This is a genomic window from Roseomonas sp. KE0001 (assembly GCF_016107285.1).
Lineage (GTDB): Bacteria > Pseudomonadota > Alphaproteobacteria > Acetobacterales > Acetobacteraceae > Pseudoroseomonas.
On record NZ_RCVQ01000001.1, the window covers coordinates 455,310 to 481,652 of the forward strand.

The window sequence follows — 26,343 nt, forward strand, 5'->3', positions numbered from 1 at the left end:
CGGTTTTCGCGTCGGTTGGTCAAGTTCCCGTGCGAGCAAGGCAGCGTGACTGCTGCGATCTCCTGACCTTTGATAAGGCAGGGTCCGGGAGGGCCCGCCGCCACCATCGGGGATGCAGGCCGCCTTTCCGCGAGCAGGGAATGGGCGGCCTGGATGCCCTGGGATGACACTACCGACATCCTGACCAACGACAGGAGCATCGACCGCCTGAGTCTCGCCGCGCCCCTGCTCGGCGCCACCGGCTGGATCGACATGCTCTCGCGCCTGGTCGCCGTGGACACCGCGCCGGCGGCGGACCGGGGCTGCGAGCTCTTCTGCGACACCCTGCGCGACCTCTTCGCTCCCCTGGGGTTCGGGCTGCGCCGGGTGGAGACGCCGGAGGCGCTCTGCCCGCGTGGCCCCGTCATCAGCCTGCTCGGCGCGCGGCGGACCGGGCATCCCGCCTGCACCATCCACCTGCCCATGGACACTGCGGCGGCCGGCACGGGCTGGACGCGAGAGCCCCTGGCCCTGACGCGGCAAGGGAACCGGCTCTACGGTCTTGGCACCACCCGTTGCAAAGGCGCCATCGCCGCGCTCTGGGCGGCGCTGCGGGCGGCCGATGCCGTGGGCCTCGGGCTGCGCCACGACCTCGTGCTCGCCTTCACCGCCGATCACGGGGAGCAGCGCCATGCCGGGCTGCGGCACATGGCGGGGCAGGGCCTGCTGGAAGGGCACCTGCTCGCCCTGGATGGTCTCGCGGCGCCACAGATCTGGGCGGGCGCCCTGGGCGCGCTGGAGTACGAGATCCGCATCAGCCCTGAACAGGCCCCAGGGCAGGCCCCAGGGCAGGCCCTTGGCGGTTCCCCGGCCGAGGCGGGGGGGCCGGTGCTCGGCCGGCTGATGGCGCTGCGCGAGGAGGTCGCCGCCCGGCGCTCCACCATTCCCGCCCCGCCCGAGCGGGAAGGCGAGCCGCTGCTGCGGCCCAGCCTGCGCATCGTTTCCGTGCGCGCCAGCGAGGGCCGGCGTGGCGGCCTGCCATCCTGCACGATCACGGTGCTGCGCCGCTTCACCGCGGAGGAGGGCCATCATGCCGCCCTGGCGGAGCTGAGCGCGGCGCTGCGCGATGCGCCGGCGGGCGTGACGCTGACCGGGCGGGTGCTGCGACACATGGAACCGGTGGCCGAACCCGATCGCGGCGCCCATGCCGGCCGCTGGCAGCAGGCGCTAGGATGGGGCTTCGGCTTCCGGCAGGAGGCCTTCCGGCGCTGGGGCAGCCTCGCCCCCTCGCCCCTGGGCTTCGTCCAGCAGGCGGGCCTGGAAGAGATCCTGATGGGTGGGCTGTCACGACGCGGGCAATTGCCGCGGGCGCCGGATGAATTCACCACCATCGAGGATGTGGAGGCGCTGGGCCGCAGCCTCCTGGCCTATCTGGCCGACCTGCCGGTCATTCCGCGCGACTGACGGTCCGCGCCTCAGCCCGCGGCGGCGGCGAGCTGGCCCGCGAGCTTGGCATAGCGGTCGCGGCTGGCGGTCAGGTGGCGGCGCATCGCCGTGCGCGCCTCGGCGGCCTTGCCGGCGACGATCGCGGCCGTGATGCGCTCATGTTCCTCCTGGACCCGCTGCAGATAGGCGGTGCGGGCCTCGGCATCCTCCAGCTGGGGCCGCACCGTCTGGCGCGGGATGAGCATGGGGCCGAGGAATTCCAGGAAGCGGGGAAAGAAGCTGTTGCCGGTGGCGGCGAAGACGGCCCGGTGGAAGTCGAGGTCCTGGCGCACGGCACCCTCGCCCGCCTCCACCGCGCGGTCGAATGCGGCCGCAGCGGCGGTCAGGCGCTCCATCGCTTCCCTGTCCCGCCGCTCGGCGGCGAGGCCCGCGGCCTCCGTCTCGATGGCGATGCGCAGCTCGATCACCTGCAGGATGTCGGTGAGGGAGCGCATCTCACCCGGATCGATGCGCACCTGGCCACGCGTGGAAGGGTCGGCGACGAAAGCGCCGACGCCCTGGCGGGTCAGCACCAGCCCCTCCGCCCGCAATGCCGCGACGGCCTCGCGGACCACGGTGCGGGAGACGCCGGCCTGGCGCATCAGCGCCTGTTCGGTCGGCAGCCGATCCCCGGGCCGCAGGTGTCCGGCGCGGATCTCGGCGGCCAGCCGGCGGACCAGTTCCGCCGTCAGGTTGGCGGGTGGGGCCAGGGGAGAGAGGGCGATGCCCTGCACCGGCTTGGTTCCGTTCCCCGCATCCATCTCGCTCGGCTCCCTCGCTGACTTCGCGACCCCTCCCGCAGGAGCCCGAACCTTATTGGTCATATTACCAGACGAGGCGACGATCCGCGAGCATGCCCGGATCAGGTGAGGAAGTTCACGATCTCCGTGCCCGCGAGGATCAGGAACAGGATGGCGGACAGCAGCAGCAGGCCATTGCTCAGCCAGCCGTTGCGCCAGGCCTGCGGGACGCGGTGCGAGTTCAGCAGCCAGAGCAGCGTGAGCGCCAGGAAGGGCATGAAGAGGGCGCCCAGCGCGCCGAAGGCGATGACCAGGGCGAAGGGACGGTCGAGAAAGAGCAGCGAGATGGGCGGGAAGGTCAGCCAGAAGAGGTAGGCGCGGAAGGCCCAGCTCCGCTCCAGCTCGGCCTCCTCCGGGTTCTGGCCGCGCACCCGCGCCACGAAGTCCGCGAAGAGCACGCTGACGCCGTGCCAGACGCCCAGGATGGAGGAGAAGGTGGTGGCGGCGAAGCCGATCAGGAACATCGTGGCCACGAAGGGGCCGAGGCGCTCGCGCAGCACGTCGTCGAGGTCGAGCAGGCCGCGGTCACCGCCGCGCAGCGCGATGCCGCTGTTGTAGAGCAGTTCGGCGCCGACGATCATCATGGCGACGACGAAGATGCCGGTGGTGATGTAGCCGATCTGGTTGTCGAAGCGCATCATCGGGATCCAGCCCGGCGTCCGCCAGCCCTTCGCGTTCACCCAGTAGCCATAGGAGGCGAGGGTGATGGTGCCGCCGACCCCGCCGATCAGCCCCAGCGTGTAGATTGCCGCGCCCTCGGGCAACCGCGGGATCAGGCCGGAGAGCGCGTTCGGGATGTTCGGGGCGACCAGCACGGCGAGCGAGACCACGGTGACGAACATCAGGGCGATGAAGAACTTCATCACCCGCTCGAACACCGCATACCGGTTGAGCGCCACGAAGAGGAAGCCGAGCAGGCCGGAGACGATGGCCCAGCCGCGTATATCGAGGACGGGAAACAGCGCCGCCAGGGCGAGGCCGGTGGAGGACATCGCCGTGGCGCCGTAGACGAAGCCCCAGATCACGACGTAGAGCAGGAAATAGACCGAGGTCCAGGCGCCGAGGTCGCGCCAGCCCTCGAACAGCGTGCGCCCGGTGGCGAGGTGCCAGCGCCCCACGCCCTCGGCCATGGCGATCTTGACGACGCAGCCGAGCACGGCCGCCCAGAGCAGCGTGTAGCCGAAGCGGTTGCCGGCGATCAGCGTCGCGACCAGGTCGCCGGCGCCCACCCCGGTGACGGCGACGACGACGCCCGGCCCCACCATGCGCCAGCGCGCGAGCCCGGTGGGCGCCACGCCCTCCTCGCCGCGCGCCGCGGCACTGCCCTGGGTCATGATCCTCGCTCCCCTTTCCGCGGTCCCGCCGGGCCGGACCGCCCGGCGGGACCGCTTGGCAACACGAGCCGGCCGCCGGGGTTGCCGCGGGGTTGCGGCCGGGCGGCGAGCGCCGGCCGGGGCCGCTCCGCTCGTCTCTCAGCGCGCTAGGCCGACGCTGGTCGCGAGGGTCATCTCGTCCGTGCGCGCCTCGTAGGTGACGCCCTTCCGCATCGCCCAGGTATTGACCTGGAAGTAGAGCGGGATCAGCGCCGTCTGGTCGCGGATGGCGGCGCGCGTCGCCTGCTGTGTCAGCCGCTCGCGCTCGGCATTGTCCATCGTCTGCCGCGCCTTCTGGATCAGCCCGTCGATGTCGGTGTTGCTGAAGCGGCCGCGATTGGCGGTGCCGAGGCCCAGCGTGGTATTCCAGCTGTGGATCTGCGTCTCCAGCATGCCGAGCAACTCGGGATTGGGCGAGAAGCCGGCGAGGTTCACCGAGTACCGGAGCTGCGCCGCTTCGGAGAGCCAGACCCCGCGCGGCCGCGTCTCGACCGTCGCCACCAGCCCGAGGCGGGTCCACATCTGCGCGATGGCCTGCACCACCTGCTCGTCGTTGACGAAGCGGTCGTTCGGCCCGTTCACCTGCACGGCGAAGCCCTGCGGATGGCCGGCTTCGGCCAGCAGCCTCCTGGCCCCCTCGAGGTCATAGGGCTGCGGCTTCAGATCCGGCGAGGTGCCGAAATAGCCCTCCGGCCCAAGGTCTCCGGCCGGCAGGCCCTGGCCCTGCAGGATGCGGCTCACCAGCGCTTCCCGGTTGATCGCCATCGACAGGGCACGGCGCACGCGGGCGTCGCGCAGCGGATTGGCGATCGGGCCGCCGTCGCGGGCGCGGACATGCGGGCTGTCCTCGCGGTCGCTGTCGAGCGTCAGGAAGAGCAGGCGGTTGGACGGGCTCTGCGCCACGGTGAAGCGGGCATCGGCGGCGAAGGTCCTGTACTGGTCGGGGGGGACGATCTCGATCAGGTCGACATCCCCCGCATTCAGCGCCGCGGTGCGCGCGCCGGCATTGGCGAGCGGCCTGAACTCGACCCGCGACCAGGCCGGGGCGGGGCCGGCGAAGCCGGCGCTGCGCTCCACCACCAGCGGACTGCCCGGCTGCCACGAGACATGGCGGTAGGGGCCGGTGCCGATCATCGCCTTGCCGGAATTGTAGTCGGCCGTCGTGGCGCCCTCGCCATGCTTCCTCGAGACGATCATGACGAGGGAGAGGTAGTTCGGCAGCAGCGGCGTCGGCTGCGCGGTGCGGATGCGGATCGTCTGCGCGTCCACGGCCTCCACCGCCTGGATGGGACGGGTGTAGACGCGGAAGGAGGAGGGCGAGTTCGGCACGTCGCCGGCGCGGCCCAGGGTGAAGGCCACGTCCTCCGCCGTCACCGGCGCGCCGTCATGGAAGCGGGCGCGTGGGTCGAGCCGGAATTCCCAGGTCAGCTCGTCGACGGCGCGCCATTCGGAGGCGATGGCGGGCCGCAGCGCCTGGCGGTGGTCCTGCTGCACCAGCGGCTGGAAGACATGCCGGCTGTAGGCGATGTTGGTGATGATGCTGGCATAGTGCGGGTCGAGGCTGGTCGGGCCGGATTCCATGCCGATCCGCAGCAGCTCCTGCGCCGAGGCGCCGGTGGCGGGCGTGGCGGCCAGGGCGGCCGCGAGCAGGAGGTCGCGGAGGCGGGGCATCGGTCGGGTCTCTCGCTGCGTCGGGCGGGCGGGCCGGGTGGCCCGGGGCGGGGCAAACTGGCATGCTGCGCCGCCCGCCGCAACGAAGCCGGCCGTTCCGAAGCAGGACCATCCACGCCCATGCCCGAGGCTTCCCTCCCGCTGCTTCCCGCCACGACCGGCCGGCGCCCCGGCGCCATCGCGCCGACCTCGCCCGGGGGCCGGCGGTGAGCCGCGCGGTCCTCATCGACTGCGACCCGGGAACGGACGATGCCATCGCGCTCTGGCTGGCCCTGGCCTCGCCGGAGCTGGACCTGCGGCTGGTCACGGTGGCGGGCGGCAATGTCGGGCTGGAGCGCACCCTGCCCAATGCGCGCGCGGTGCTCGGCCTCGGCGGCGCCCGCGCGCCGGTCGTCGCGGGGGCCGAGCGGCCGCTGACCGGCGCCTATCGCAGCGAGACGCGGGTGCACGGAACGGACGGGCTGGGTGGCGTGGTCCTGCCCGCGGGGCCGCCCGCCGCGCCCGGCCTGGCGGCGGACGCCATCCGGGATGCGCTGCGCGGCGCGGCGCCGGCCTCGGTGACGCTGGTCGGCCTCGGCCCGGCCACGAACCTGGCCCTGGCGCTGGCCACCGAGCCGCCGCTCCGCGCCGCCGTGGCGGAGATCGTGCTGATGACCGGCGCGGTGGGCGAGGGCAACTGGACGCCGGCGGCGGAATTCAACGCGGCGATGGACCCCGAGGCCCTGGCCGTGCTGCTGGGCTGTGGCTGCCCCGTCACCCTGGCGACGCTGGACCTGACCGCCCAGGCCCTGGTGACGCCGGCGCGCGTCGCCGCCCTGCGCGCGGGGCCGGGTGGCCGGTGCCGCGCGGCCTGCGGCGACATCCTGGCGGCCCTGCCGCCCTCGAAGCGGCTGGCCGGGCGCGGCGCGCCGCTGCATGACCCCTGCGCCATCGCCTGGCTGGTGGCGCCCGCGCTGTTCACGCACCGTCCCGCCGCCGCGGAGGTGGTGCTGGACGGGCCCGACCGCGGCCGCACCCGGATCGACCGCTGGCAGCGCTCGGACCGGCCGGTGAACATCCGGCTGCTGGAGACGATCGACGCCGAGGGCTTCTTCGCGCTGCTGGGGGAGAGGCTGGCGCGGCTGCCCTGAGCGGGCGCGGCCCTCAGTCCGAGGCGGCGCGGGCCTCCGTGGCCTGCCGGGTGATCCAGCCGCGCACCAGGGGCAACGCCTCGGCCAGGGCCCGCCGGGCGGCATCGGCGGCTGTGGGCGAGGGCGTCCCGTGGCGGGCCTCGGCCTGCAGCGTCTCGAGGCATTGCGCCAGGGCCTGGGCGCCGATGGTGCGCGCGACGCCGAGGAGGCGGTGCGCCGCGAGGCGGCTCTCCTCCGCCTCCGGCCGCGCGCCCAGCCCGTCCAGCAACTCGGCGCCGCGTTCCAGCTCATCCAGGAATTCCTGCAGCACGGCCGGCGCCGCGGCGCCCAGATCCGAGGCCAGCGCCTCGGCGGCCTCGAGATCGAGCACGGCGGCGGAGGGCGGCGCGGCCGCGGCCGCGGCCGGCGCGGCGGGCTCCAGCGCGGCCGCGCCCCGCAGCGCATACTGCCGCACCAGCCGCAGCAGCACGTCGCGATCGATGGGTTTCGGCAGGTGGCCGTCCATGCCGGCCGCGCGACAGGCCTCCACCTGCTCCGGCATGGCCGAGGCCGTCACCGCCACCACCGGAACGCGGCCGCGCGGCGGCGGCAGGGCGCGGATGCGGCGCGTCGCCTCCAGCCCGTCCATCACCGGCATCTGCAGGTCCATCAGCACCAGGTCGAAGGCGGTCTGCTGCACCGCCGCCACCGCGACCGAGCCGTCCTCGACGCAGGTGACGTGGTGGCCGGCGCTGGTCAGCATGGCCCGGGCCACCAGCCGGTTCGCCGGAACATCGTCCACCACCAGGATCTGCAAGGGATTGGGGGAGGGCGGGGGGGGTGCCGCGCGCATGTCCTGGCCGGTCAGGGCGATGGGCAGGGTGGAGGGCAAGGGCAGCTCGACCCAGAAGCGCGCGCCGTGCCCGGGCTCGCTGTCGCAGCCGATCGTGCCGCCCATCAGCTGCGCGAGCTGGGCCGCGATGGAAAGGCCGAGGCCGGTCCCGGTGCCCATCTCGGCGGTGCCGGCGCCCGGCGTCGCCAGCTGCACGAAGTCGCGGAACAGCAGATGCCGCTGCTCCTGCGGCACGCCCGGGCCGGTGTCCTCGACCTCGAGCCGGATGCCCTCGCCCTCGCAGGCGGCCCGCGCGCGCAGCATCACCTGGCCGCCGGTCGGCGTGAACTTCACCGCGTTGGACAGCAGGTTCAGCACCAGCTGGCGCAGGCGGGTCGGATCCACCATGACGAAGTGCGGCGTCCCCGAGGCGACGTCCAGGATGAAGCGCAGCCCCTTGCGCTGGATCTCCGGCCCCAGCAGCGCCGCGCTGCGCTCCAGCAGCAGGGGCAGCTCGGCCGGCTCCGGGTGCAGCTCCAGCCGGCCGGCCGCGATCTTCGACAGGTCGAGCAGGCCGTTCACCAGCTCGAGCAGATGGCGCGCCGCCTCGTGCAGGGTCCGCAGCTGCTCGCGCTGCTCCGGCACCAGGCGGGGATCGTTGAGCAGCACCTGCGCAAAGCCGAGGATGCCGTTCAGCGGCGTGCGCAGCTCGTGGCTCATCCGCGCCAGGAACTGCGTCTTGGCCTCGCCGGCCGCGGCCGCCTGGTCGCGCGCCACGGCGAGGTCCTCCATGGTGCGCTTCATGGCGGTGATGTCGGTGCGGATGCCGACGGTGCCACCGCCCGGCGTGGCCCGCTCGGTCACCAGCACCCAGCGCCCATCGGGCAGCAGGCGCTCCATGGGGGGGCTGTCGCCCCGGTGCCAGCGGCGCATGTCCTGCAGGAAGGCATCGAGGTCGTCGCCGGCCTGGGGATACTGCCCGCGGAGGAAGCCTTCCCGCATGATGTCGTCGAAATGCGCGCCCGGTTCGATGACCGAGGCGCTGACCCGGTAGAAATCCTTGTAGCGGGCGTTGCAGGCCACCAGCCGGTCGTTGGCGTCCCACATGACGAAGCCGTCGGTCATGCTGTCGAGCGCGTTCTCCAGCATGGCGCGCCAGCGATTGCGCTCGGCCTCCACCTTCTCCCGCTGCCGCATGGCCAGGATCAGCGCCGCCGCCAGGGCGCCCACCAGCGCCGCGAAGGCGATGGAGATAATGAGCGCGCGGAAGCGCTCCTTCTCCCATTCCGCCAGCGCGTCGCTCAGCTTCAGGCTGGCCGAGACGGTGAGGGACGAATAGAGCAGGGGGCGGACCGCGGCGATGACCGGGACGCCCTCGAAGCGGCTCGCGGTCTCCATCAGCACGCCGTTGCTGGCCTCCTGCAACCGCTCCAGCGAGGTCGGCGAGAGCAGGGTGCCGATGCGCGGCTCGTCATGCGGCAGGCTCGCCATCAGCGTGCCGTCATCCCGCTCCAGGGTCAGGCGGAGATTGCTGCCGTCGCCGCCGCTGGCGGCCAGCAGGTTGATCATCACCGGCACCGGCAGCTCCGCCACGGCGAGCAGGGAGCCGAGGTCCGGCAGGCGGATGCGGCGCGCCATGAACAGCGACCACTCGCTGGTCGCCGGGTTGCGGATCGGCCCGGCGATCAGCACGCCGCCGGCCCGCCCGCCCCCCTCGAAGAAGGCGGTGTCGATGGAGAAGGGCAGCGGGCGGCGGCGCGAGACGGGCAGGCCGGTGGCCACCGGCATGCCGTCGGCGCCGATCAGCAGCACGTCGCGGAAGGTGAAGTTCTGGTTGTTCAGCTCGCGCAGGACGCGGTTGGCCAGGTTCGCGTCGAGCCGCCCGCCGCTGGCCAGCGGCGTCAGGATCGACGGTAGGCCGGTCAGCATGGCGTCCACCTGCACCAGGCTGCGGTTCACCGAGGCCTCCACCGAGCGCGCCACCCGCAGCACCGTTTCGGCGGAGGCGGACATCGCCGCCTCGCGCGTGCGGCCGACCAGGAGGGAAGTGGTGAACCATTGTCCCAGCAGCAGTGCCACGGCGGCCAGCAGGATGGCGAGGCGGATGCGCCGGAACTGCTGCATCTCAGTCCTCGCGGACCATGATGCCGTTCGCCGGTCCCAGATACCTGTTCCAGGCGGCCGCGCAGTCGCTGCCGCAGCGATCGACCCAGCGCGGGAGAACGGTGTTCACCAGCAACTGGCGCCGCCGCTCATTGTCCGCCGGCGTCACCGGAACCACCGTCATGCTGCCCTTGCGGCCCGTGCTGCAACCCGGCAGGCCGGCGCTGCAGGCCAGGCCCTCGCCGGTCTCCTTCGCCGCGCCGTCCCAGATCGCCGTCTCGAGTTCCCCGAGGCCCTGGCGCAGGCTGTCGCGCACCGACTGGGGCAGCGCCTTCCAGGCCTCCGCATTGGCGCCGAAGATGGAGACGCCCCAGGTCAGCGCCATGCTGTGCACATGCGTAGTCACATCCTGCAGGCCGATGGTGTTGCCCGAGAGCGTGCCGGTCACGGCGCATTCCACCACGCCGGCCTTCATGGCGGTGACGATGTCGGCGAAGGGAATGACGACGGAGGTGGCGCCGAGCGCCTCGAAGACCTCGGCCTGACCGACCGAGGAGGTGCGGACGCGGCGGCCGGCGAGATCGGCCAGGCCGGAGAAGGCGCGGCTGCACCATGTCACCTGCGCCGGATAGGTGTAGATGGAGAGCAGCTCGATGCCGTAGCGCTCGGCCAGCAGCTCCCTCAGATGCGGACGGTAGAGGCGGATGGTCTCGCGGAGCTTCTCGATATCCGGGTTGAGCGCCGGCAGATCGACGGCGTTGAACTCCGGCTCCTCGCTGGAGACAATGGCGACCAGCGCCGTGCCGAAGCTCACCACGCCGAGGCGCATCAGCGGCAGCATCTCCTCGGCGCGAAAGCCGGCGCGGTCGAAGGGCGCGATCTCCGCGGCGACGCGGCCGCCGGTCAGCTCCGGCACGCGCTTCTGCCAGAAGGGCTGCTCGTAGCGGGTGTATTGCGAGACGCCGGCCAGGCCACCCACGATCTTGAGCTGGATGGGTTCGGTCTGCTGCGCCGCCGAGGGGCCGCCTCCCAGGCCGAGCAACGCCGCCAGGGCAAGGCCAGCGCGCCACCATGCCCCTCGCTCCCCCTTGCGGATCAGCCTTTTCATGCCGCTTTCCTTCCCGCCCGTGCCGGGCGCACAGTCTCAGGGCAGCCGGGCGCGGATCCATTCCTCGGCCTCGGGCGAGAGGCCGCTCCAGCTCGGCGCGGCCACCGGAACGACAAGCAGCGTGCCCTGAAGGTCGGCGCGCCGCATGGCGCCCAACAGGTGCTCGTTCAGGTAGCGGGGCGAGACGGCGGTCTCCACCAGCAGGGAGCCGGGCAGCGTCAGATGAGACTCCGCCAGCTGCCAGACCGCATCCTCCAGCGCCAGGGCTCCGTCGGCCGCCTGGTCATGGGCAACCAGTAGAAGGGGCATGTTAGGACCTCGCGCAGAAGTTTATTCGACTTTAAATGGCCTCCGGCGATTCCGCCAGCATCCAGACCCGGCGAGCCTCGCCCAAACATGCCCGAATCGGAACGAACGATGCAAGGAACCGAGATCGCCAGCCATCGCGGGGGCGCCTTCCTGTGGCCCGAGAACAGCCTGGAAGCCTTTCGCAACACGCTCCTGCTTCCGGTGGACCTGGCGGAGTGCGACGTGCAGCTGAGCGCCGATGGCGTGCCGATGGTGTTCCACGACGCGACGCTGGATCGCATGAGCGAGGCCAGCGGCCCGGTCGCGGGGCAGCCGGCGGCCCGGCTGGAACGCATCCGGCTGCGCGGCGCGGGCGGTGGCTGCATCCCGAGCCTGGCGGCGGTGGCGGCGTTGTTCCGTGGCCGTGACACGCGGTTGCAGGTGGAGCTGAAGACCCCGGCGCGGGGGCAGCAGGCGCCCCTGCTGGAGGGCTCCCTGGCGGTGCTGGAGGCGGCGGGCATCCGCGGCCAGTGCCAGATCATCGCCTTCGACGCCGAGCTGGCGGCGGCGGCGGAGGGCGCCGGCGGCCTGGCCGGCGTGGCCTGGCTGTTCGGCCGCGGCCTGCTGCGGCAGATCGGCGCCGGCGGTGTCATCGCCGTCGCCCGCACCCATGGCCTCGGGATGGTGGAGACCGAGATCGAGGCGCTGGATGCCGAGCTGGTCGGCCGCCTGCGCGGTGCCGGGCTGCGGCTGGGCGCCTGGGGCGCCAATCACGCCGAGAGCATCCAGAAGGCCCTGGGCCTGGGCCTCGACCTGATGGCCACGGACGATCCGGTGCTGGCCCTGCGCCTGCGGGGGTGAGGCTGCGCGCCGTGGCTCAGGGCGCCGCCAGGACCGCGGCACAGGCAGCGGGCAGCGATGGGACCGCCGGTGGCGGGGCGGCGGGCGGCGCTGGCGGCTGCCGTGCCTCGGACGTGAACCACCAGGCCAGGCTGGCGTCGCAGCCATCTCCGGGCGGCGGCGGCGCCTGATCCCGGCAGCCGGGCTGATCCGCCGGGCAGCGCAGGCGGATATGGATATGGGAATCGTGCCCGCGCCAGGGGCGGATACGCCGCAGCCAGCCGGCGCCGGGATGGGCTTGGCAGAGCGCCTGCTTGATCGCCGGGTGGACAAAGATCCGGTCCACCCCCGGCTGTCCGGCCGCGAGCCTGAGCAACAGCGCATGCGCGCCGGTGAAGCGGGCCGGATCGACCGCGAGGCCGTCCGGCCGCACGACCGAAGGCACCTCGATCGCCTCCCGGGCCTGGCGGGAGAGGGGTGGGCGCGGGCGCAGATCGAGCCAGACATCGGCATCGAGGCCGATCTGATGGCTGGCATGGCCCCAGGGCATCGGGCCGCCGCGCGGCTGGCCGAGATCGCCGATCAGCAGGTCCGGCAGGCCGGCGGCCCGGGCCTGGCCGGCGAGGCCGCGCAGGGCCGCGATCAGATCGGGATGTCCCCAGATCCGGTTGCGGGACAGCCGCACCGCCTGCCAGCCTGAGCCCTCCGGCGGCAGGGCCTCGGCGCCCGCGAGGCAGCCCAGGCCGTGCGCGCCATGGACCGCCACCGGGCCGGAGGCCGGGCCGGGCACCGTGGCCCAGCCGGCGGTTTGGCCCTCTTTGGCCCGGCCCTCTTTGACCTGGGCCGGCACGGCGAGCAGCGAGACGGCGCAGGCCAGGATGCAGGCGAGCGCGCGCCCGCCCATCGCCGAGGCGTCAGCCGGAGAAGCGGAAGGAGCCCGGAACCTGCTGGGGTGCCTCGGCCGGCGCATCGGCGGAGGATTGCTGCGCCTGCTGGGCCTGCTTCACCCGGCTGTCGATCTGCTTCAGCAGGGCCAGGACACCGTTGGCGAAGGCCGGCAGCTGCACCACCGGGATCGCCAGCTGGCCGCAGGGCACCGGCTTCCCGTCCTGGCCGGTCTGCGCCAGGGTCAGGCGGGCGACGCCGTGATGCACGCTGGCCTCCATGATGCCGTCGGCGAAGAGGGCGGAGGTGTCGGTCATGGGCGTCTCCTGGTCTGCGGGCGGGGCCGCCCGACACCGCGGCTCTCGCGCGGGCGCCGGGCGGACATGGGTCGCTCTAGCGGAAAGCGGTGGCCGGGGCCAGCCGGGCGGTGCCGCCGCCCGGCCCGCGCCGGGGCTACTGCTCGCGGAAGGCGCGGTGGAAGCTGTCGAAGACCGGCTGCAGCATGTAGTGGAAGAAGCTGCGGCTGCCGGTCTGGATCTGCGCCTCGACCGGCATGCCGGCCTTCAGCTCGACATTCTCCAACTTGGTGAGCTGGTCGGCATCGATCAGCACCTGCACGCGGTAATGGCTGGCGCGGGTCCGCTCATCCATCGTCACGTCGCCGGCGACATAGGTGACGTGGCCGTGCAGATAGGGCACCAGCCGCTGCTTGAAGGCGGGCAGGCGGACCTCCGCCTGAAGGCCGGGATAGACCACGTCGATATCGCTCGGCGAGAGCTGCACCTCGGCCACCAGCCGGTCATGCGCCGGCACCAGCTCCATCACCGGCTCGCCGGGGCGGACCACGGCGCCCAGGTTGAAGAACTTGCTGCCGAGGATGGTGCCGTCCTCCGGCGCCACGATCTCGCGCCGGGTGGCGACATCGCGGGCGGCGCGCAGCTTGTCCTCGGCCTCGTTGAGGCGCGTGCGCACCTCGCGCGCCTCGGTCGAGACCTCGGCCAGGCGCTGGTCGCGGGTCTGCCGCATCTGGTTGCGCGCCTCCTCGGCGGAGGCCGCGGCGCGCTCCACCTGGCCGCGCAGATCGACCATGTTGCCCTCGAGGGAGGCGACATTGCGCTGCAGGGCGAGCAGGCGGGGCATGCGCTCCAGCCCCTGCCGGACCAGGGTCTGCACATCCTCCTCCTCGCGCCGGATCAGCGCGAGCTGGCGCTGCTGGCTGGCGATCTGGCCATGGGCGGAGCTGGCGGTCGCCTCGTGCTGGGCGATGCGGGCCTCCAGCACCTGGAGCTGGCTGTTCAGGCTGGTCTGCCGGGCGGCGAACAGCGTCCGCTGGCCGGTCATCACCTCCAGCGCGCGCGGGTCGGTGCTGTCCCGCAGGTCGGCGGGGAAGGCGATCTCGCTGGCGCCGCGCGCCTCGGCGGCGAGGCGGGCCTCCTGCGCCAGCAGCGCCCAGCGCTGCGCCCGCAGCGTCTCCAGCGTGGCGCCGGCCTGCACGTCGTCGAGGCGCATCAGCACCTGGCCGGCCTTCACGCTGTCGCCGTCGCGCGCCAGGATCTCGCGGACGATGCCGCCCTCGAGATGCTGGATGGTGCGGCGATTGCCCTCGCTGCGGATCTGGCCCGGGGCGATCGCCGCCTCGGCCAAAGGCGCCAGGGTGGACCAGGCGGTGAAGCCGCCGACGAAGACCAGCGTCACCACCAGGCCGAAGAGCAGCGTGCCGCGCGTGCGGGGGCGGGGCGCGTCGAGCAGCGGGTCCGGCCGCAGCGGCGGCAGGTTGCCCGGGCGCGGCGCGAGGGCGCCGGGGCCGCCCCCGGCGGGGGGACCGGCGGGGGGAAGGGTCGTGACACTCATGCGGCGCCTCCGGGGGCCAGGCGGGGGGGAGCGGCGGCGGCGGTGACCTCGGCCGGGGCGGCGGGCGGCGCGGCGCGGGGCGTCATGATCCGCTTCAGCACCTCGGCGCGCGGGCCGAAGAGCTCGATGGCGCCGTCCTTCAACAGCATCACCTTGTCCACGCCCTGCACCAGCGCCGGCCGGTGCGAGACCAGGATCACGGTGGTGCCCTGGGCCTTCAGGGCATTGATGGCGCGCTGCAGGGCCGCCTCGGAATCGCCGTCCAGGTTGGAGTTGGGCTCGTCCAGCACCACCAGCTTGGGCCGGCCGAAGAGGGCCCGCGCCAGGCCGATCATCTGCCGCTGGCCGCCGGAGAGATGCTGCCCGCCCTCGCCGATCTCGGTGTCGTAGCCCTGTGGCAGGCGCAGGATCATCTCGTGGCAGCCGGCGAGCTGGGCGGCGGCGAAGACCGCCTCCGGCTCGGCCTCGGCCATGCGGGCGATGTTCTGGAAGACCGTGCCGTCGAACAGCTCGACATCCTGCGGCAGGTAGCCGACATGGCGGCCGAAATCCTCGCGCTTCCAGGTGTAGACATCGGCCCCGTCCATGCGGACCGTGCCGGAATTGGGCGCCAGCGTGCCGATCAGCAGGCGGATCAGCGTCGTCTTGCCGGCGGCGGAGGGGCCGATGATGGCCAGGCTCTCACCGGCATCGAGACCGAAGGAGACGCCCTTGATGATGGCCGCGTTCTGCCCGGGCAGGCCATAGGCGACGCGCTCGGCCTGGATGCGGCCGGAGGGTTCCGGCAGCGCCAGGCCCGGCGGGCGGATGCGCGGCAGGGAGAGGAAGGCGGTGACCCGCTTCAGGGCCTGGCGCGCCTGCACCAGCCCCTTCCAGCCGCCGATCAGCTGCTCCACCGGGGCCAGGGCGCGACCCATGATGATCGAGCCGGCGATCGAGGCGCCGGCGGTGAGCTGCTGCTGCAGCACCAGATAGGCGCCGACGCCGAGGATGGCGAGCTGCACCGCGAGGCGCAGGAACTTGGTCGTGGAGAGCAGCAGGGCGGCGCGGTCGGCCGCCTTCTCCTGCGGCCCCACCGTCTCGGCCACGCCCTGGCGCCAGCGGTGCATGACGGCGGGCGCCATGCCCATGCTGTCGATCACCTCGGCATTGCGGGCGATGGCGTCGGCGCGGCGCTGGCTGGCCATCATCGACGTGTTCGCCTGCTTCAGCAGGGAGGAGGTGGAATACTCGTTGAACAGGGTGAGCAGGAAGAGCAGCACCGCGCCGCCCAGGGCGATGAAGCCCATCACCGGATGCAGCAGGAAGATGGCGCCGAGATAGATCGGCACCCAGGGCACGTCATAGACCGCCAGCGCGCCGGGCGAGGCCAGCCAGGAACGGCAGAAGCCGAGATCGCGCAGCGCCTCCATGCGGTAGGGGCGGCCACGCAGCTGCGCCTCCAGCGCCCGCTCGAAGCCCTCCGGCGCCACGCGGCTCTCGATCCAGGTCGCGGCGCGCTGCATCACCCGGCTCCGCACCGCCTCCAGCACCGCCAGCAGCAGAAGGGCGGCGACGGCGATGGCGGTGAGGAAGTAGAGCGTGTCCAGGCTGCGGGTGGCCAGCACCCGGTCGAAGACCTGCATCATGTAGATCGACACGGTCAGCTGCAGCAGATTGACCACGCCGCTGAACAGACCGACCGCCAGGAACTCCTTTCGGCAGGTCTCGATCGCGCGGGTCAGGGGCGTATCGCCCGGCTTCTCTGCACCTGGAAGGCGTGGAGCTCGGAACATCAATACAACCTCTCCGTGCAGTCTCGGCCAGTCAACGCCGCCAACTCCCACCAGGATGCAAACGCCGTTTCGATTCCGGATAGTCTCGTCGGCATGTGCCGCTTGCTCCTTGGCATCGTCCCCGGCACCGCCCTTGGGCGACGGGCCGGCGCGGGAAGGCTTCAGTCATCGGGTAAAAGGGCGTGCCTGGCGCGGCCTTTCCCAGTCACGGTGCTTCTAGCACAGCGGATCAAGGCATTGCACGATGAGTTGTATGACTGCTTGTGCATGTCTTCTCCAGGTGGCACGCGGCTCCGGCGTGGCTCTGAAAGCCCTCTGGTTCGCTCCGGCCGGGAGGGGGAAGGGTGGGACAGGCGGCGGACAAGAAACGCTCGACCGTGCGAAAAAAGAGATACGTCCCGCCGGCCCCTTCATCGGAAGACGAGCTGGCGGCTGAGCAGGAAGTTGCCGGCCATCCCGGCCAGGGCGCCCGCGGCCACGCCCAGCACGGGGTGCGCGGCGGCCGGCGGCCATTGCCCGATCAGCAGCGCGTAGGTGCCGTAGTTCAGGGCGAAGCCGACCAGATTGACCAGCAGGAAGAGCAGCCATTGCCGTCCCGGCCGGTCGCGGGAGGCCCCGCGGAAGGTCCAGATCCGGTTCAGCGCCCAGTTGCCGCTGGCCGCGGCCAGGTAGGAGAGCAGACGGCCGCCATGGAGTCCGGCGCCCAGCCAGAGGGCGGCATAGAGCACCGCGGTGTCGACCAGCACGCCCAGGCCGCCGACCAGGCCGAAGCGCAGCATCTGGCCGGGCAGGGCGCCCGGGCCGCGGGACGCGGAGGCTCGGGTTGCGCCAGGGGACGCATCGGGGGGCGCATCGGGCGGCATAAAGCGGGGCATTAGGCCGCGCCCGCCCCGGCTGCCAAGGGGGGGTGGGGGAGGGGCGGGGCGCGATGGCCTCTTGCGCCGGGAGGTGCACTCGGCTTCCCTCCCCCTCCTGAGAGCAGGCCGACCGCTGCGGGAGATCGACCGAACATGTTCCGACGCCAGATGCTGAGTGGTGCCGCCGGCATCGCCGCCATGGGGGCCGCCACGGCCCTGCCGCGCTTCGCGGTCGCCCAGGGCAGCGCCGCCCGGGTGCTGAAGTTCATCCCCCAGGCCGATCTGGCGGTGGCCGACCCGATCGTGACCACCGCCTATGTCAGCCGCAACCACGGCTACATGGTCTGGGACACGCTCTACGGCTTCGACCAGGACTACAGGCCGCAGCCGCAGATGGTGCAGGGGCATGTGGTCGAGGATGAGGGCCGCCGCGTCACCATGACGCTGCGCGAGGGGCTGAAGTTCCATGACGGCGCGCCGGTGCGGGCGCGCGACTGCGTCGCCTCCATCCAGCGCTGGGCGAAGCGCGACGCGCTGGGCCAGGTCATGATGACGGCGGTGGACGAGCTTTCCGCGCCGGATGACAGGACCATCCTGTGGCGGCTCAAGCGGGCCTTCCCGCTGATGTTCGAGGCGCTGGGCAAGCCGGCCACCCCGGTCTGCTTCATCATGCCCGAACGGCTGGCGCAGACCGATCCCGCCGTGCCGGTGAAGGAGATGATCGGCAGCGGGCCGTTCCGCTACAAGGCCGATGAGCGCGTGCCGGGCGCCCGCATCGTCTATGAGCGCTTCGCCGACTACGTGCCGCGCCCCGAGGGCACGCCGACCTGGACGGCCGGCCCGAAGCGCGTGCATTTCGACCGCGTCGAGTGGAACGTCATGCCGGATGCCGCCACGGCGGCCAATGCCATGCAGAACGGCGAGGCCGACTGGTGGGAGCAGCCGCCGGGCGACCTTCAGGAGCTGCTGCGGCGCAACCGCAACCTGACCATGGAGATCCAGGACCCGACCGGGCTGATGGGCATGGCGCGGTTCAACCATCTGCACCCGCCCTTCGACAATCCGGCGATCCGCCGCGCGCTGCTCGGCGCCGTCAGCCAGGCGGACTACATGACGGCCGTCATCGGCACCGACAAGAGCCTCTGGCGGGAGGGCGTGGGCATCTTCACGCCCGAGACGCCGCTGGCCAACGATGTCGGGATGGAGGCGCTGACCAGCCCGCGCGACTATGACAAGGTCAAGCGCGACCTCGCCGCCGCCGGCTACAAGGGCGAGAAGGTGGTGCTGATCGCCGCCACCGATTTCCCCTCGCTTCACGCCCTGGCCATGGTCGGGCACGACATGCTGCAGAAATGCGGCATGAACGTCGATTTCGTCTCGACCGACTGGGGCACCGTGGTGCAGCGGCGCGCCAGCAAGGAGGCCCCCGAGAAGGGCGGCTGGAGCATGTTCTTCACCTTCTGGGCGGGTGTCGACATGGCCAATCCGGGCGTACAGCAGGCGCTGCGCGGCCACGGCCAGGCGGCCTGGTTCGGCTGGCCCACCGCGCCGCGCCTGGAGGAGCTTCGCAACGCCTGGTTCGAGGCGCCCGACCTCGCCGCGCAGCAGGCGATCGCGCGCGACATCCAGTTGCAGGCCCTGCAGCAGGACGTGCCCTACCTGCCCTGCGGCCAGTACTTCCAGGCCTGGGCCTATCGCCGCAACCTGAGCGGCGTGCTGAAGGGGCTGCCCATGTTCTGGAACGTGCAGCGCGGCTGATCCACGACTTGATCCACGACTGATCCTTTGGGAGGGGCCCGGCACCCGCCGGGCCGCTCTTTTTTGCCGCTCCTCACTTGCCCCTGAGGCGCGGGACTGATCCAATCCCCGAAGGAGCGCATGACGGGCCAAGACCAGGCGCCAAGCCTGGCAGCCCATCTTCGGGAGACCATCCAGATGAACCGACACAGCCTTGGTGCTGCTCGTGCGGCGTGCCCGCACATGCCCATCCTCCTTGAACGCCCGCCCGCGACGATCCGCCGTTGAGCGCCGGAGGAACCATGCTCCGCCGCGATATCCTGAGCGCCGGCCTCGGCCTCTCCGCCGCCGCCCTCGCCCGTCCGGCCCTGGCGCAGGGCGCGGCCAAGGTGCTGCGGGTGATCCCGCAGGCCAATCTCACCAGCCTCGATCCGTTCTGGACCACGGCGGTGGTGACGCTGAACCACGGCTATCTGGTCTATGACACGCTGACGGCGGTGAATTCCCGGACCGAGCCACAACCGCAGATGGCGGAAGGCTGGCTGGTGGAGGATGACGGCCGGCGCTGGACCTTCACCTTGCGCGAAGGCCTGTTCTTCCATGACGGCGAGCCGGTGCGGGCCCGCGACTGCACCGCCTCCATCACCCGCTGGGCCAAGCGCGACCCCTTCGGTCAGGTGCTGTGGCGTGCCGTCGACGCGCTGGAGCCGCTCGACGACCGGCGGCTCGTCTTCCGGCTGAAGGAGCCGTTCCCCTTCCTGGCCCTGGCGCTCGGCAAGAGCCCGTCCCCCGCCTTCATCATGCCCGAGCGGCTGGCGCAGGTGGACGCCTTCACCCAGATCCGCGAGGCCGTCGGCTCCGGCCCCTTCCGCTTCCTGCCGGAGGAATGGAACCCCGGGCAGAGGTCGGTCTGGACACGCTTCGACCGCTATGCCCCGCGCCAGGATGCCCCGGACGGGCTGGCCGGCGCCAAGGTGCCGAAGCTGGACCGCGTCGAATGGACGGTGATCAGCGATCCCGCGACCGCCGCCGGCGCCATGCAGACCGGCGAGCAGGACTACTGGGAGTATCCGCTTCACGACCTGCTGCCTGTGATGCGCGCCAATCGTGACCTCGTCGTCGAGCAGAGGCTGACGGAGGGAACCTACGGCTGCATGCGGCTCAATCACCTGCATCCGCCCTTCGACAAGGTGGAGATCCGGCGCGCCGTCGCCATGGCGGTGGACCAGCGCGACTATCTGCGCGCCGTCGCCGGCGAGGCGCCGGAGGGCTGGGGCGTCTGCCCGGGCGTGTTCACCTGCGGCTCGCCGCTGGAAAGCGAGGCCGGCAGCGAGATCCTGAAGACGCACGATGTGGAGAAGGCGCGCGCCGCGCTGAAGGCGGCGGGCTATGCCGGCGAGAAGGTGGTGCTGGTAGCGCCTGGCGATTATCCGCAGATCAACGCGCTGTCCCTGGTCACCGCCGACCTGCTGCGGCGCCTTGGCATGAATGTGGAACTGGTCTCGGTCGACTGGGGCACGCTCGGCCAGCGCCGCGCCTCGCGCGAGCCGGTGGAGCGGGGCGGCTGGAACGTCTTCCACACCACCTCCTCCGGCAACTCCTTGAACATGCCGCCGATCCACCTGATGCTGCGGGCCAATGGCAAGGATGCATGGTTCGGCTGGCCGGACGACCCGGAGATCGAGCGGCTGCGCGCGGCGTGGCTGCGCGCGCCCGATCCGGCCGAGGCCAGGCGCATCGGGGACGCGCTGAATGCCCAGGCCATGCTCAGCATTCCCTATGTCCCGCTCGGCTTCTACTGGCAGCCTTCGGTCTGGCGGCGCAACGTGCGCGGCGTCGGCCGTTCCCCGTCCACGGTTTTCTGGAACATCGAGAAATCCTAGCGGGGCGGCGGCGGGGGTGGCACGGTATGTGCTGGTGCGCCCCCAGTATCCCCGGCGAGCCGGCCGTGGGCAGGCAACGGGGAAGCGGCCGGTCCGGTCGCATGCTGGGAGATCGATGGGGTGACAATCATGGAACGCAGGTCTTTCCTGAAGCTCGCCGCCGGCGCGGCCGCGGTGACGCCGGCGGCGGGTATCCTGCCGGCGCCGGCCCTGGCGCAGGGCGCGGCGGCGCGCACGCTGCGCTTCGTGCCGCAGGCCAACCTGGCCAACTTCGATCCGATCTGGGGCACCCAGTACGTCGTCCGCAACGCCGGCATGCTGGTCTGGGACACGCTCTACGGGCTCGATGCCAAGCTGGAGCCGCGGCGGCAGATGGTGGAGGCCGAGGAGGTCTCCGCCGATGGCCTCACCTGGACCTTCAAGCTGCGCCAGGGCCTGAAGTTCCATGACGGCGCGCCCGTGCTGGCCAAGGATGCGGTGGCCAGCCTGAACCGCTGGGCGGTGCGCGACCCGATGGGCCAGATGATCCGCGCCATCCAGAACGAGCTGGTCGCGGTGGACGACGCGACCTTCCGCTGGTCGCTGAAGAAGCCCTACCCGAAGATGCTGCTGGCCCTGGCGAAGAACAATTCGCCCTGCAGCTTCGTCATGCCGGAGCGGATCGCGAAGACCGATCCCTTCCAGCAGATCACGGAGTTCGTCGGCTCGGGCCCGTTCCGCTTCGTGCGCGAGGAATGGGTTCCCGGCGCCAAGGCGGTCTTCGCCAAGTTCGAAGGCTATGTGCCGCGCGATGAGGCACCCGACTGGATGGCGGGCGGCAAGCGGGTGATGGTGGACCGCGTGGAATGGGTGATCATGCCCGACCCGGCGACCGCCGTGGCCGCGCTGCAGAACGGCGAGGTGGACTGGTGGGAGAACCCGATCGCCGACCTGGTGCCCCTGCTCAGGCGCAACCGCAACATCAATGTGGACATCGCGGATCCGCTGGGCAATGTCGGCAGCTTCCGCATGAACCACCTGCACGCGCCCTTCAACGACGTCCGCGCCCGCCGCGCCATCCTGATGGCGCTGAGCCAGGAGGACTACATGCGCGCCCTGGTGGGGGACGAGCAGGAGCTGTGGAAGTCGATGGCCGGCTTCTTCACGCCCGGCACGCCGCTCTACACCGAGGCGGGCGGCGACATCCTGAAGGGCAAGCGCGACTATGAGGGCGCGAAGAAGCTGCTGGCCGAGGCCGGCTACAAGGGCGAGCCGATCACCGTCCTGGTGGCGCAGGACCAGCCGATCACCAAGGCCTTCGGCGATGTCACGGCCGATCTGCTGAAGCGGATCGGCATGAACGTCGATTTCGTCGCCACGGACTGGGGCACGGTGGGCAGCCGGCGCGCCATGAAGAACCCGCCGAGCCAGGGCGGCTGGCACATCTTCCACACCTGGCACGCCGGCGCCGACTGCCTCAACCCGGCCGCCTATAGCGCCATCCGCGCCAATGGCGATGGCGCCTGGTTCGGCTGGCCGAAGGACGACCAGGTCGAGGCCTATCGCGACGAATGGTTCGCGGCGGCCGACCCCGCGGCCGAGAAGGCGGCCATCGACAAGCTGAACACCGAAGCCATGAAGTTCGGCCTCTACGCGCCGACGGGCTTCTTCATGTCCTACCAGGCCTGGCGGAAGAACGTGTCCGGTGTCGTCAAGGCACCGATCCCGTTCTTCTGGGGCGTCACCAAGAGCTGATCAGAGAACATGTTCGCCTACATCGTCCGACGTGTCCTGGCGACCATCCCCGTGATGGCGATCGTCGCCCTGTTTGTCTTCAGCCTGCTCTACATCGCCCCCGGCGATCCGGCGGCGGTCATTGCGGGTGACCAGGCCACGCCGGCCGATGTGGAGCGGATCCGCCAGAGCCTCGGCCTCGACCGCCCCTTCCTGGTGCGGTTCGGTGAATGGGTGTTCCGCATCCTGCAGGGCGACCTCGGGGTCTCCATCTTCACCAACCTGCCGGTGACGCGCATGATCGCGCAGCGCATCGAGCCGACGCTGTCGCTGATGGTGGTGACGCTGGTGCTGGCCGTCGTCATCGCCGTGCCGATGGGCGTCGTCGCCGCGTGGAAGCACGGCTCCTGGATCGACCGCCTAGTGATGGCCTTCGCCGTGCTCGGCTTCTCGGTCCCGGTCTTCGTCGTCGGCTATCTGCTGGCCTACTACTTCGCGCTGCAGCTCGACTGGTTCCCGGTGCAGGGTTACACGCCCTTCTCGGAAGGCTTCGGGCCCTGGTTCCGCAACTTGGTCCTGCCTTCGATCGCGCTCGGCGGCGTCTATATCGCCCTGATCGCCCGCATCACGCGCGCCACCATGCTCGAGGTGCTGCAGCAGGACTACATCCGCACCGCGCGCGCCAAGGGCGCGGGGCAGCGCACCATCCTGTTCCTGCACGCGCTGAAGAACGCGGCGGTGCCGATCGTCACCGTCATCGGCATCGGCGTCGCGCTGCTGATCGGCGGGGCGGTGGTGACGGAGAGCGTCTTCGCCATTCCGGGCCTTGGCCGCCTGACGGTGGACGCCATCCTGCGCCGCGACTATCCGGTGATCCAGGGCGTCATCCTGCTGTTCAGCTTCGTCTACGTGCTGGTCAACCTGCTGATCGACCTGAGCTACACTCTCTTCGACCCGAGGATCCGGTATTGAGCACCACCACACAGCCCCCGCAGGGTGTCGCGGCGGCGACCCCCATGCCGGACATCATGGCCGTCCGGAAGCCGCGCAAGGGCTTCCTCGGCTACCTCATGCGTCATCCGACCATCGGCATCGGCGGCTTCCTGCTGCTGCTGATGGTGGCCGTCGCCATCTTCGCGCCCTGGCTCTGGACCAAGGACCCGACGGCGCTGGCGCCGGTGATGCGCACGCGCAACCCCTCGGCGGCGGCCTGGTTCGGCACCGACATGCTGGGCCGCGACGTCTATTCCCGCGTGCTCTACGGCACCCGCGTGTCGCTGATGGTGGGCTTCGGCGTGGCCATCGCCGCCTCGGTGATCGGCCTGTTCATCGGCCTGGTCTCCGGCTTCGTGCGCTGGGCCGACAGCATCATCATGCGGATCATGGATGGGCTGATGTCCATCCCCTCGATCCTGCTGGCCATCGCGCTCATGGCGCTGACCCGCGGCTCGGTGGGCAATGTCATCCTGGCCATCACCATCGCCGAGATCCCGCGCGTCTCGCGCCTGGTGCGCGGCGTGGTGCTCTCGCTGCGCGAGCAGCCCTATGTCGATGCCGCCATTGCCTCCGGCACGCGCACGCCGGTGATCATCTGGCGCCACATCCTGCCCAACACCCTGGCGCCGATGACCGTGCAGGCGACCTATATCTGCGCCAGCGCCATGATCACCGAGGCCATCCTCTCCTTCATCGGCGCCGGGACGCCGCCGATCATCCCCTCCTGGGGGAACATCATGGCCGAGGGCCGCGCCCTGTGGCAGGTGAAGCCCTATATCGTCTTCTTTCCTGCCATCTTCCTGTCCGTCACCGTGCTGGCGGTGAACCTGCTGGGCGATGGCCTGCGGGATTCGCTCGACCCGCGCCTCGCCAAGCGGGTGTAAAGCCATGGCTCTGCTCGAGATCGAGAATCTTCAGACGCATTTCCGCACCCCCGATGGCGGTGTGAACCGCGCGGTGGACGGGCTGAGCTTCCATGTCGAGGCCGGCGAGACCGTCGCCATCGTGGGCGAATCCGGCTGCGGCAAGTCGGTCACCTCGATGTCCATCCTGCGGCTCATCCCCGAGCCGCCGGGCAAGATCGCCGGCCAGATCCGCTTCAACGGCCGCAACCTGCTCGATCTCTCGGACCGCGAGATGCGCGCCATCCGCGGCAACGAGATCAGCATGATCTTCCAGGAGCCGATGACCTCGCTGAACCCGGTGCTCAGCATCGGCAAGCAGATCGGCGAGGCGCTGCGCCTGCATCAGGGCCTCTCCAAGTCGGAGGCCGAGGCCAAGGCGGTGGAGATGCTGACGCTCGTCGGCATTCCGGCGCCGGACAAGCGGGTGAAGGAGTATCCGCACCAGCTCTCCGGCGGCATGCGGCAGCGCGTGATGATCGCCATCGCGCTGGCCTGCAATCCGAAGCTGCTGATCGCCGACGAGCCGACCACTGCGCTCGACGTCACCATCCAGGCGCAGATCCTCGACCTGATGCGCGACCTCAAGCACCGCGTCGGTGCCGCCATCGTGCTGATCACCCATGATCTCGGCGTCGTCGCCGAGGTCGCGGAGCGGGTCATCGTCATGTATGCCGGCCGCAAGGTGGAGGAGGCGCGGGTCGAGGACCTCTTCCGCACGCCGCGCCACCCCTATACCCAGGGCCTGCTCGGCGCCGTGCCGAAGCTCGGCTCCTCGCTGGATGGCGAGACCGAGCGCCTGGCCGAGATTCCCGGCCTGGTGCCCAGCCTCAAGGAGAAGATCCAGGGCTGCGTCTTCGCCGGGCGCTGCCCGAAGGTGACGGAGCTTTGCCGCGAGGTCGCGCCGGCCCTGGAGGAGAAGGCGCCGCGCCATGTCGCGGCCTGCCACTACGCGGAGAAGGAGGCCGTGGCCGCATGAGCATGACCATGGGAACCCACCCGCAGCACGGCGCCCCCCAGCGGGGCGGCCGGCCGCTGCTGGAGGTGAACGACCTCAAGAAGCACTTCCCGATCCGGGCGGGCTTCTTCGGCGGCACCACCGGCCATGTCTATGCCGTGGACGGCGTCAGCTTCAACATCGCCAAGGGCGAGACGCTCTCCCTGGTGGGTGAATCGGGCTGCGGCAAGTCGACCGTCGGCAAGGCGCTGCTGCGCCTGTTCCCGCCGACCGCGGGGCAGGTGGTGCTGGACGGCCAGCGCATCGACGACCTCAGCCAGAGCGCGCTGCGCCCGGTGCGCCGGCGCGTCGGCGTGGTCTTCCAGGACCCGTTCAGCAGCCTCAATCCGCGCATGCGGGTGAAGGACCTGCTGGCCGAGCCGATCCGCAACTTCGGCCTGGCCCGGGACGGCAAGGATCTCGATGAGCGGGTGGCCAGGCTGATGGACACCGTGCGCCTCCCGCGCGACGCGGTGAACCGCTGGCCGCATGAGTTCTCCGGCGGCCAGCGGCAGCGCATCTGCATCGCCCGCGCGCTGGCCGGCGAGCCGGACCTGATCATTTGCGACGAGGCGGTCTCCGCGCTCGACGTCTCGGTCAAGGCGCAGATCGTCAACCTGTTGCAGGACCTGCAGCGGGAGCTCGGCCTGGCCCTGCTCTTCATCAGCCACGACCTCGCCATCGTCGAGCACATGACGCACCGGGTGGCGGTGATGTATCTCGGCAAGATCGTCGAGATCGGCCCGCGCCGCTCGCTCTTCGCCGCGCCGAAGCATCCCTATACCGAGGCGCTGCTCTCCGCCGTGCCGGTGCCGGAGCCCGGGGCCGGGCGGCAGCGCATCGTCCTGAAGGGCGATGTGCCGAGCCCGATCAACCCGCCGAAGGGCTGCCGCTTCCACACGCGCTGCCCTTATGTCTTCGATCGCTGCCGCAGTGACGAGCCGCTCCTGAAGCAGACCGAGGGCGGGCAATGGGCCGCCTGCCACCTGCACGACCTGCCGGAGGCCCGCAATCCGCTGGCCCGGAGCGTCGCCGCCGCGGCCTGACGGGGCCGGTGGGGGGGAGAAGGGGCCTCGGCCCCTTTTTCTCGGACAGTACTTGCAAACGCTTCGCATTTGCGCCAGAACGGACGCAGTTTGCCCGCAAGCCCCCGCTTGAC

Annotated in this window: 21 protein-coding genes; 10 read left to right on the forward strand and 11 right to left on the reverse strand. The window is 71.4% G+C overall.

Translation table 11 applies throughout. From position 1 onward, the window contains the following. Positions 1-153 precede the first annotated feature (153 nt). On the forward strand, positions 154-1,443 hold the full coding sequence (locus D9598_RS02130) for a M20/M25/M40 family metallo-hydrolase (protein WP_198364737.1): 1,290 nt from the start codon (positions 154-156) through the stop codon (positions 1,441-1,443). An 11-nt stretch (positions 1,444-1,454) separates the two neighbouring features. On the opposite strand, the gene D9598_RS02135 is transcribed toward D9598_RS02130, so the two are convergent. The 3 genes from D9598_RS02135 to D9598_RS02145 form a co-directional block, all read right to left on the reverse strand. Then, positions 1,455-2,225, reverse strand: coding sequence for a FadR/GntR family transcriptional regulator (locus D9598_RS02135; RefSeq protein ID WP_198364738.1), 771 nt, complete (start codon positions 2,223-2,225; stop codon positions 1,455-1,457). A gap of 101 nt (positions 2,226-2,326) precedes the next feature. Continuing rightward, positions 2,327-3,598: an Nramp family divalent metal transporter gene (locus D9598_RS02140; protein WP_198364739.1), complete on the reverse strand. Its 1,272-nt coding sequence runs from the start codon at positions 3,596-3,598 to the stop codon at positions 2,327-2,329. Positions 3,599-3,736: 138 nt separating this feature from the next. Continuing rightward, positions 3,737-5,308 carry an ABC transporter substrate-binding protein gene (locus D9598_RS02145; protein WP_198364740.1) on the reverse strand — a complete coding sequence of 524 codons (1,572 nt, stop codon included), beginning with the start codon at positions 5,306-5,308 and terminating at the stop codon, positions 3,737-3,739. Between the two features lie 206 nt (positions 5,309-5,514). Here D9598_RS02145 and D9598_RS02150 point away from each other — a divergent pair, with 206 nt between their 5' ends. Next, on the forward strand, positions 5,515-6,438 hold the full coding sequence (locus tag D9598_RS02150; RefSeq protein ID WP_370591914.1) for a nucleoside hydrolase: 924 nt from the start codon (positions 5,515-5,517) through the stop codon (positions 6,436-6,438). A 13-nt stretch (positions 6,439-6,451) separates the two neighbouring features. Here the strand turns inward: D9598_RS02150 and D9598_RS02155 are convergent, their stop codons facing one another. Genes D9598_RS02155 through D9598_RS02165 form a run of 3 tightly spaced genes read right to left on the reverse strand, consistent with a single transcriptional unit; the run spans position 6,452 to position 10,769 of the window. Beyond that, the gene (locus D9598_RS02155; RefSeq protein ID WP_198364742.1) at positions 6,452-9,373 is read right to left on the reverse strand and encodes an ATP-binding protein; all 2,922 of its coding nucleotides are present in this window, start codon (positions 9,371-9,373) and stop codon (positions 6,452-6,454) included. 1 nt (position 9,374) lies between these two features. Then, the gene (locus tag D9598_RS02160) at positions 9,375-10,460 is read right to left on the reverse strand and encodes a TRAP transporter substrate-binding protein (protein ID WP_198364743.1); all 1,086 of its coding nucleotides are present in this window, start codon (positions 10,458-10,460) and stop codon (positions 9,375-9,377) included. Positions 10,461-10,496: 36 nt separating this feature from the next. Next, entirely contained in the window at positions 10,497-10,769 is a 273-nt protein-coding gene (locus D9598_RS02165; RefSeq protein ID WP_198364744.1) for a hypothetical protein, read from the reverse strand. Positions 10,770-10,877: 108 nt separating this feature from the next. Here D9598_RS02165 and D9598_RS02170 point away from each other — a divergent pair, with 108 nt between their 5' ends. Then, a complete protein-coding gene (locus D9598_RS02170; protein ID WP_198364745.1) occupies positions 10,878-11,609 on the forward strand; it encodes a glycerophosphodiester phosphodiesterase family protein in 732 nt (243 codons plus the stop codon). Between the two features lie 16 nt (positions 11,610-11,625). Here D9598_RS02170 and mepA read toward each other — a convergent pair whose 3' ends face one another. The 5 genes from mepA to D9598_RS02195 form a co-directional block, all read right to left on the reverse strand. Continuing rightward, the gene (mepA, locus tag D9598_RS02175; RefSeq protein WP_198364746.1) at positions 11,626-12,492 is read right to left on the reverse strand and encodes a penicillin-insensitive murein endopeptidase; all 867 of its coding nucleotides are present in this window, start codon (positions 12,490-12,492) and stop codon (positions 11,626-11,628) included. A 10-nt stretch (positions 12,493-12,502) separates the two neighbouring features. Then, positions 12,503-12,790, reverse strand: a complete 288-nt coding sequence (locus D9598_RS02180; protein ID WP_198364747.1) for a hypothetical protein — start codon at positions 12,788-12,790, stop codon at positions 12,503-12,505. A gap of 136 nt (positions 12,791-12,926) precedes the next feature. Next, complete coding sequence (locus D9598_RS02185) at positions 12,927-14,324, reverse strand: HlyD family type I secretion periplasmic adaptor subunit (protein WP_198364748.1); 1,398 nt, start codon at positions 14,322-14,324, stop codon at positions 12,927-12,929. Further along, positions 14,321-16,099, reverse strand: coding sequence for a type I secretion system permease/ATPase (locus D9598_RS02190; RefSeq protein ID WP_198364749.1), 1,779 nt, complete (start codon positions 16,097-16,099; stop codon positions 14,321-14,323). The genes D9598_RS02185 and D9598_RS02190 overlap by 4 nt, the downstream gene beginning before the upstream one ends. 410 nt (positions 16,100-16,509) lie before the next feature. Then, positions 16,510-16,878: a GtrA family protein gene (locus tag D9598_RS02195; RefSeq protein WP_198364750.1), complete on the reverse strand. Its 369-nt coding sequence runs from the start codon at positions 16,876-16,878 to the stop codon at positions 16,510-16,512. Positions 16,879-17,109: 231 nt separating this feature from the next. On the opposite strand from D9598_RS02195, the gene D9598_RS02200 reads away from it, so the two are divergent. The 7 genes from D9598_RS02200 to D9598_RS02230 all read left to right on the forward strand — a co-directional run bounded on the left by D9598_RS02200 (position 17,110) and on the right by D9598_RS02230 (position 26,230). Next, positions 17,110-18,714, forward strand: a complete 1,605-nt coding sequence (locus D9598_RS02200) for an ABC transporter substrate-binding protein (RefSeq protein ID WP_198364751.1) — start codon at positions 17,110-17,112, stop codon at positions 18,712-18,714. Between the two features lie 281 nt (positions 18,715-18,995). Beyond that, on the forward strand, positions 18,996-20,576 hold the full coding sequence (locus D9598_RS02205; protein WP_198364752.1) for an ABC transporter substrate-binding protein: 1,581 nt from the start codon (positions 18,996-18,998) through the stop codon (positions 20,574-20,576). 129 nt (positions 20,577-20,705) lie between these two features. Continuing rightward, a complete protein-coding gene (locus tag D9598_RS02210) occupies positions 20,706-22,310 on the forward strand; it encodes an ABC transporter substrate-binding protein (protein WP_198364753.1) in 1,605 nt (534 codons plus the stop codon). A gap of 9 nt (positions 22,311-22,319) precedes the next feature. Next, entirely contained in the window at positions 22,320-23,261 is a 942-nt protein-coding gene (locus D9598_RS02215; protein ID WP_198364754.1) for an ABC transporter permease, read from the forward strand. A gap of 44 nt (positions 23,262-23,305) precedes the next feature. Continuing rightward, positions 23,306-24,169, forward strand: coding sequence for an ABC transporter permease (locus D9598_RS02220; protein WP_198365009.1), 864 nt, complete (start codon positions 23,306-23,308; stop codon positions 24,167-24,169). 4 nt (positions 24,170-24,173) lie between these two features. Further along, on the forward strand, positions 24,174-25,166 hold the full coding sequence (locus D9598_RS02225; RefSeq protein WP_198364755.1) for an ABC transporter ATP-binding protein: 993 nt from the start codon (positions 24,174-24,176) through the stop codon (positions 25,164-25,166). After that, positions 25,163-26,230 (forward strand): ABC transporter ATP-binding protein, encoded by a 1,068-nt coding sequence (locus D9598_RS02230; RefSeq protein ID WP_198364756.1) that lies wholly within the window; start codon positions 25,163-25,165, stop codon positions 26,228-26,230. Before D9598_RS02225 ends, D9598_RS02230 begins: the two co-directional genes overlap by 4 nt. Positions 26,231-26,343: the final 113 nt, after the last annotated feature.

Excerpts from the sequence above, each read along its gene's own strand:
- D9598_RS02225 (WP_198364755.1), top strand. The coding sequence starts at position 24,174 with ATGGCTCTGCTCGAGATCGAGAATCTTCAGACGCATTTCCGCACCCCC.
- D9598_RS02185 (WP_198364748.1), bottom strand. The coding sequence starts at position 14,324 with ATGAGTGTCACGACCCTTCCCCCCGCCGGTCCCCCCGCCGGGGGCGGC.
- D9598_RS02160 (WP_198364743.1), bottom strand. The coding sequence starts at position 10,460 with ATGAAAAGGCTGATCCGCAAGGGGGAGCGAGGGGCATGGTGGCGCGCT.
- D9598_RS02135 (WP_198364738.1), bottom strand. The coding sequence starts at position 2,225 with ATGGATGCGGGGAACGGAACCAAGCCGGTGCAGGGCATCGCCCTCTCT.
- D9598_RS02145 (WP_198364740.1), bottom strand. The coding sequence starts at position 5,308 with ATGCCCCGCCTCCGCGACCTCCTGCTCGCGGCCGCCCTGGCCGCCACG.
- D9598_RS02215 (WP_198364754.1), top strand. The coding sequence starts at position 22,320 with ATGTTCGCCTACATCGTCCGACGTGTCCTGGCGACCATCCCCGTGATG.
- D9598_RS02180 (WP_198364747.1), bottom strand. The coding sequence starts at position 12,790 with ATGACCGACACCTCCGCCCTCTTCGCCGACGGCATCATGGAGGCCAGC.
- D9598_RS02130 (WP_198364737.1), top strand. The coding sequence starts at position 154 with ATGCCCTGGGATGACACTACCGACATCCTGACCAACGACAGGAGCATC.
- D9598_RS02230 (WP_198364756.1), top strand. The coding sequence starts at position 25,163 with ATGAGCATGACCATGGGAACCCACCCGCAGCACGGCGCCCCCCAGCGG.
- D9598_RS02195 (WP_198364750.1), bottom strand. The coding sequence starts at position 16,878 with ATGCTGCGCTTCGGCCTGGTCGGCGGCCTGGGCGTGCTGGTCGACACC.
- D9598_RS02210 (WP_198364753.1), top strand. The coding sequence starts at position 20,706 with ATGGAACGCAGGTCTTTCCTGAAGCTCGCCGCCGGCGCGGCCGCGGTG.
- D9598_RS02165 (WP_198364744.1), bottom strand. The coding sequence starts at position 10,769 with ATGCCCCTTCTACTGGTTGCCCATGACCAGGCGGCCGACGGAGCCCTG.
- D9598_RS02220 (WP_198365009.1), top strand. The coding sequence starts at position 23,306 with ATGCCGGACATCATGGCCGTCCGGAAGCCGCGCAAGGGCTTCCTCGGC.
- D9598_RS02200 (WP_198364751.1), top strand. The coding sequence starts at position 17,110 with ATGTTCCGACGCCAGATGCTGAGTGGTGCCGCCGGCATCGCCGCCATG.
- D9598_RS02205 (WP_198364752.1), top strand. The coding sequence starts at position 18,996 with ATGCTCCGCCGCGATATCCTGAGCGCCGGCCTCGGCCTCTCCGCCGCC.
- D9598_RS02155 (WP_198364742.1), bottom strand. The coding sequence starts at position 9,373 with ATGCAGCAGTTCCGGCGCATCCGCCTCGCCATCCTGCTGGCCGCCGTG.
- mepA (WP_198364746.1), bottom strand. The coding sequence starts at position 12,492 with ATGGGCGGGCGCGCGCTCGCCTGCATCCTGGCCTGCGCCGTCTCGCTG.
- D9598_RS02190 (WP_198364749.1), bottom strand. The coding sequence starts at position 16,099 with ATGTTCCGAGCTCCACGCCTTCCAGGTGCAGAGAAGCCGGGCGATACG.
- D9598_RS02140 (WP_198364739.1), bottom strand. The coding sequence starts at position 3,598 with ATGACCCAGGGCAGTGCCGCGGCGCGCGGCGAGGAGGGCGTGGCGCCC.
- D9598_RS02170 (WP_198364745.1), top strand. The coding sequence starts at position 10,878 with ATGCAAGGAACCGAGATCGCCAGCCATCGCGGGGGCGCCTTCCTGTGG.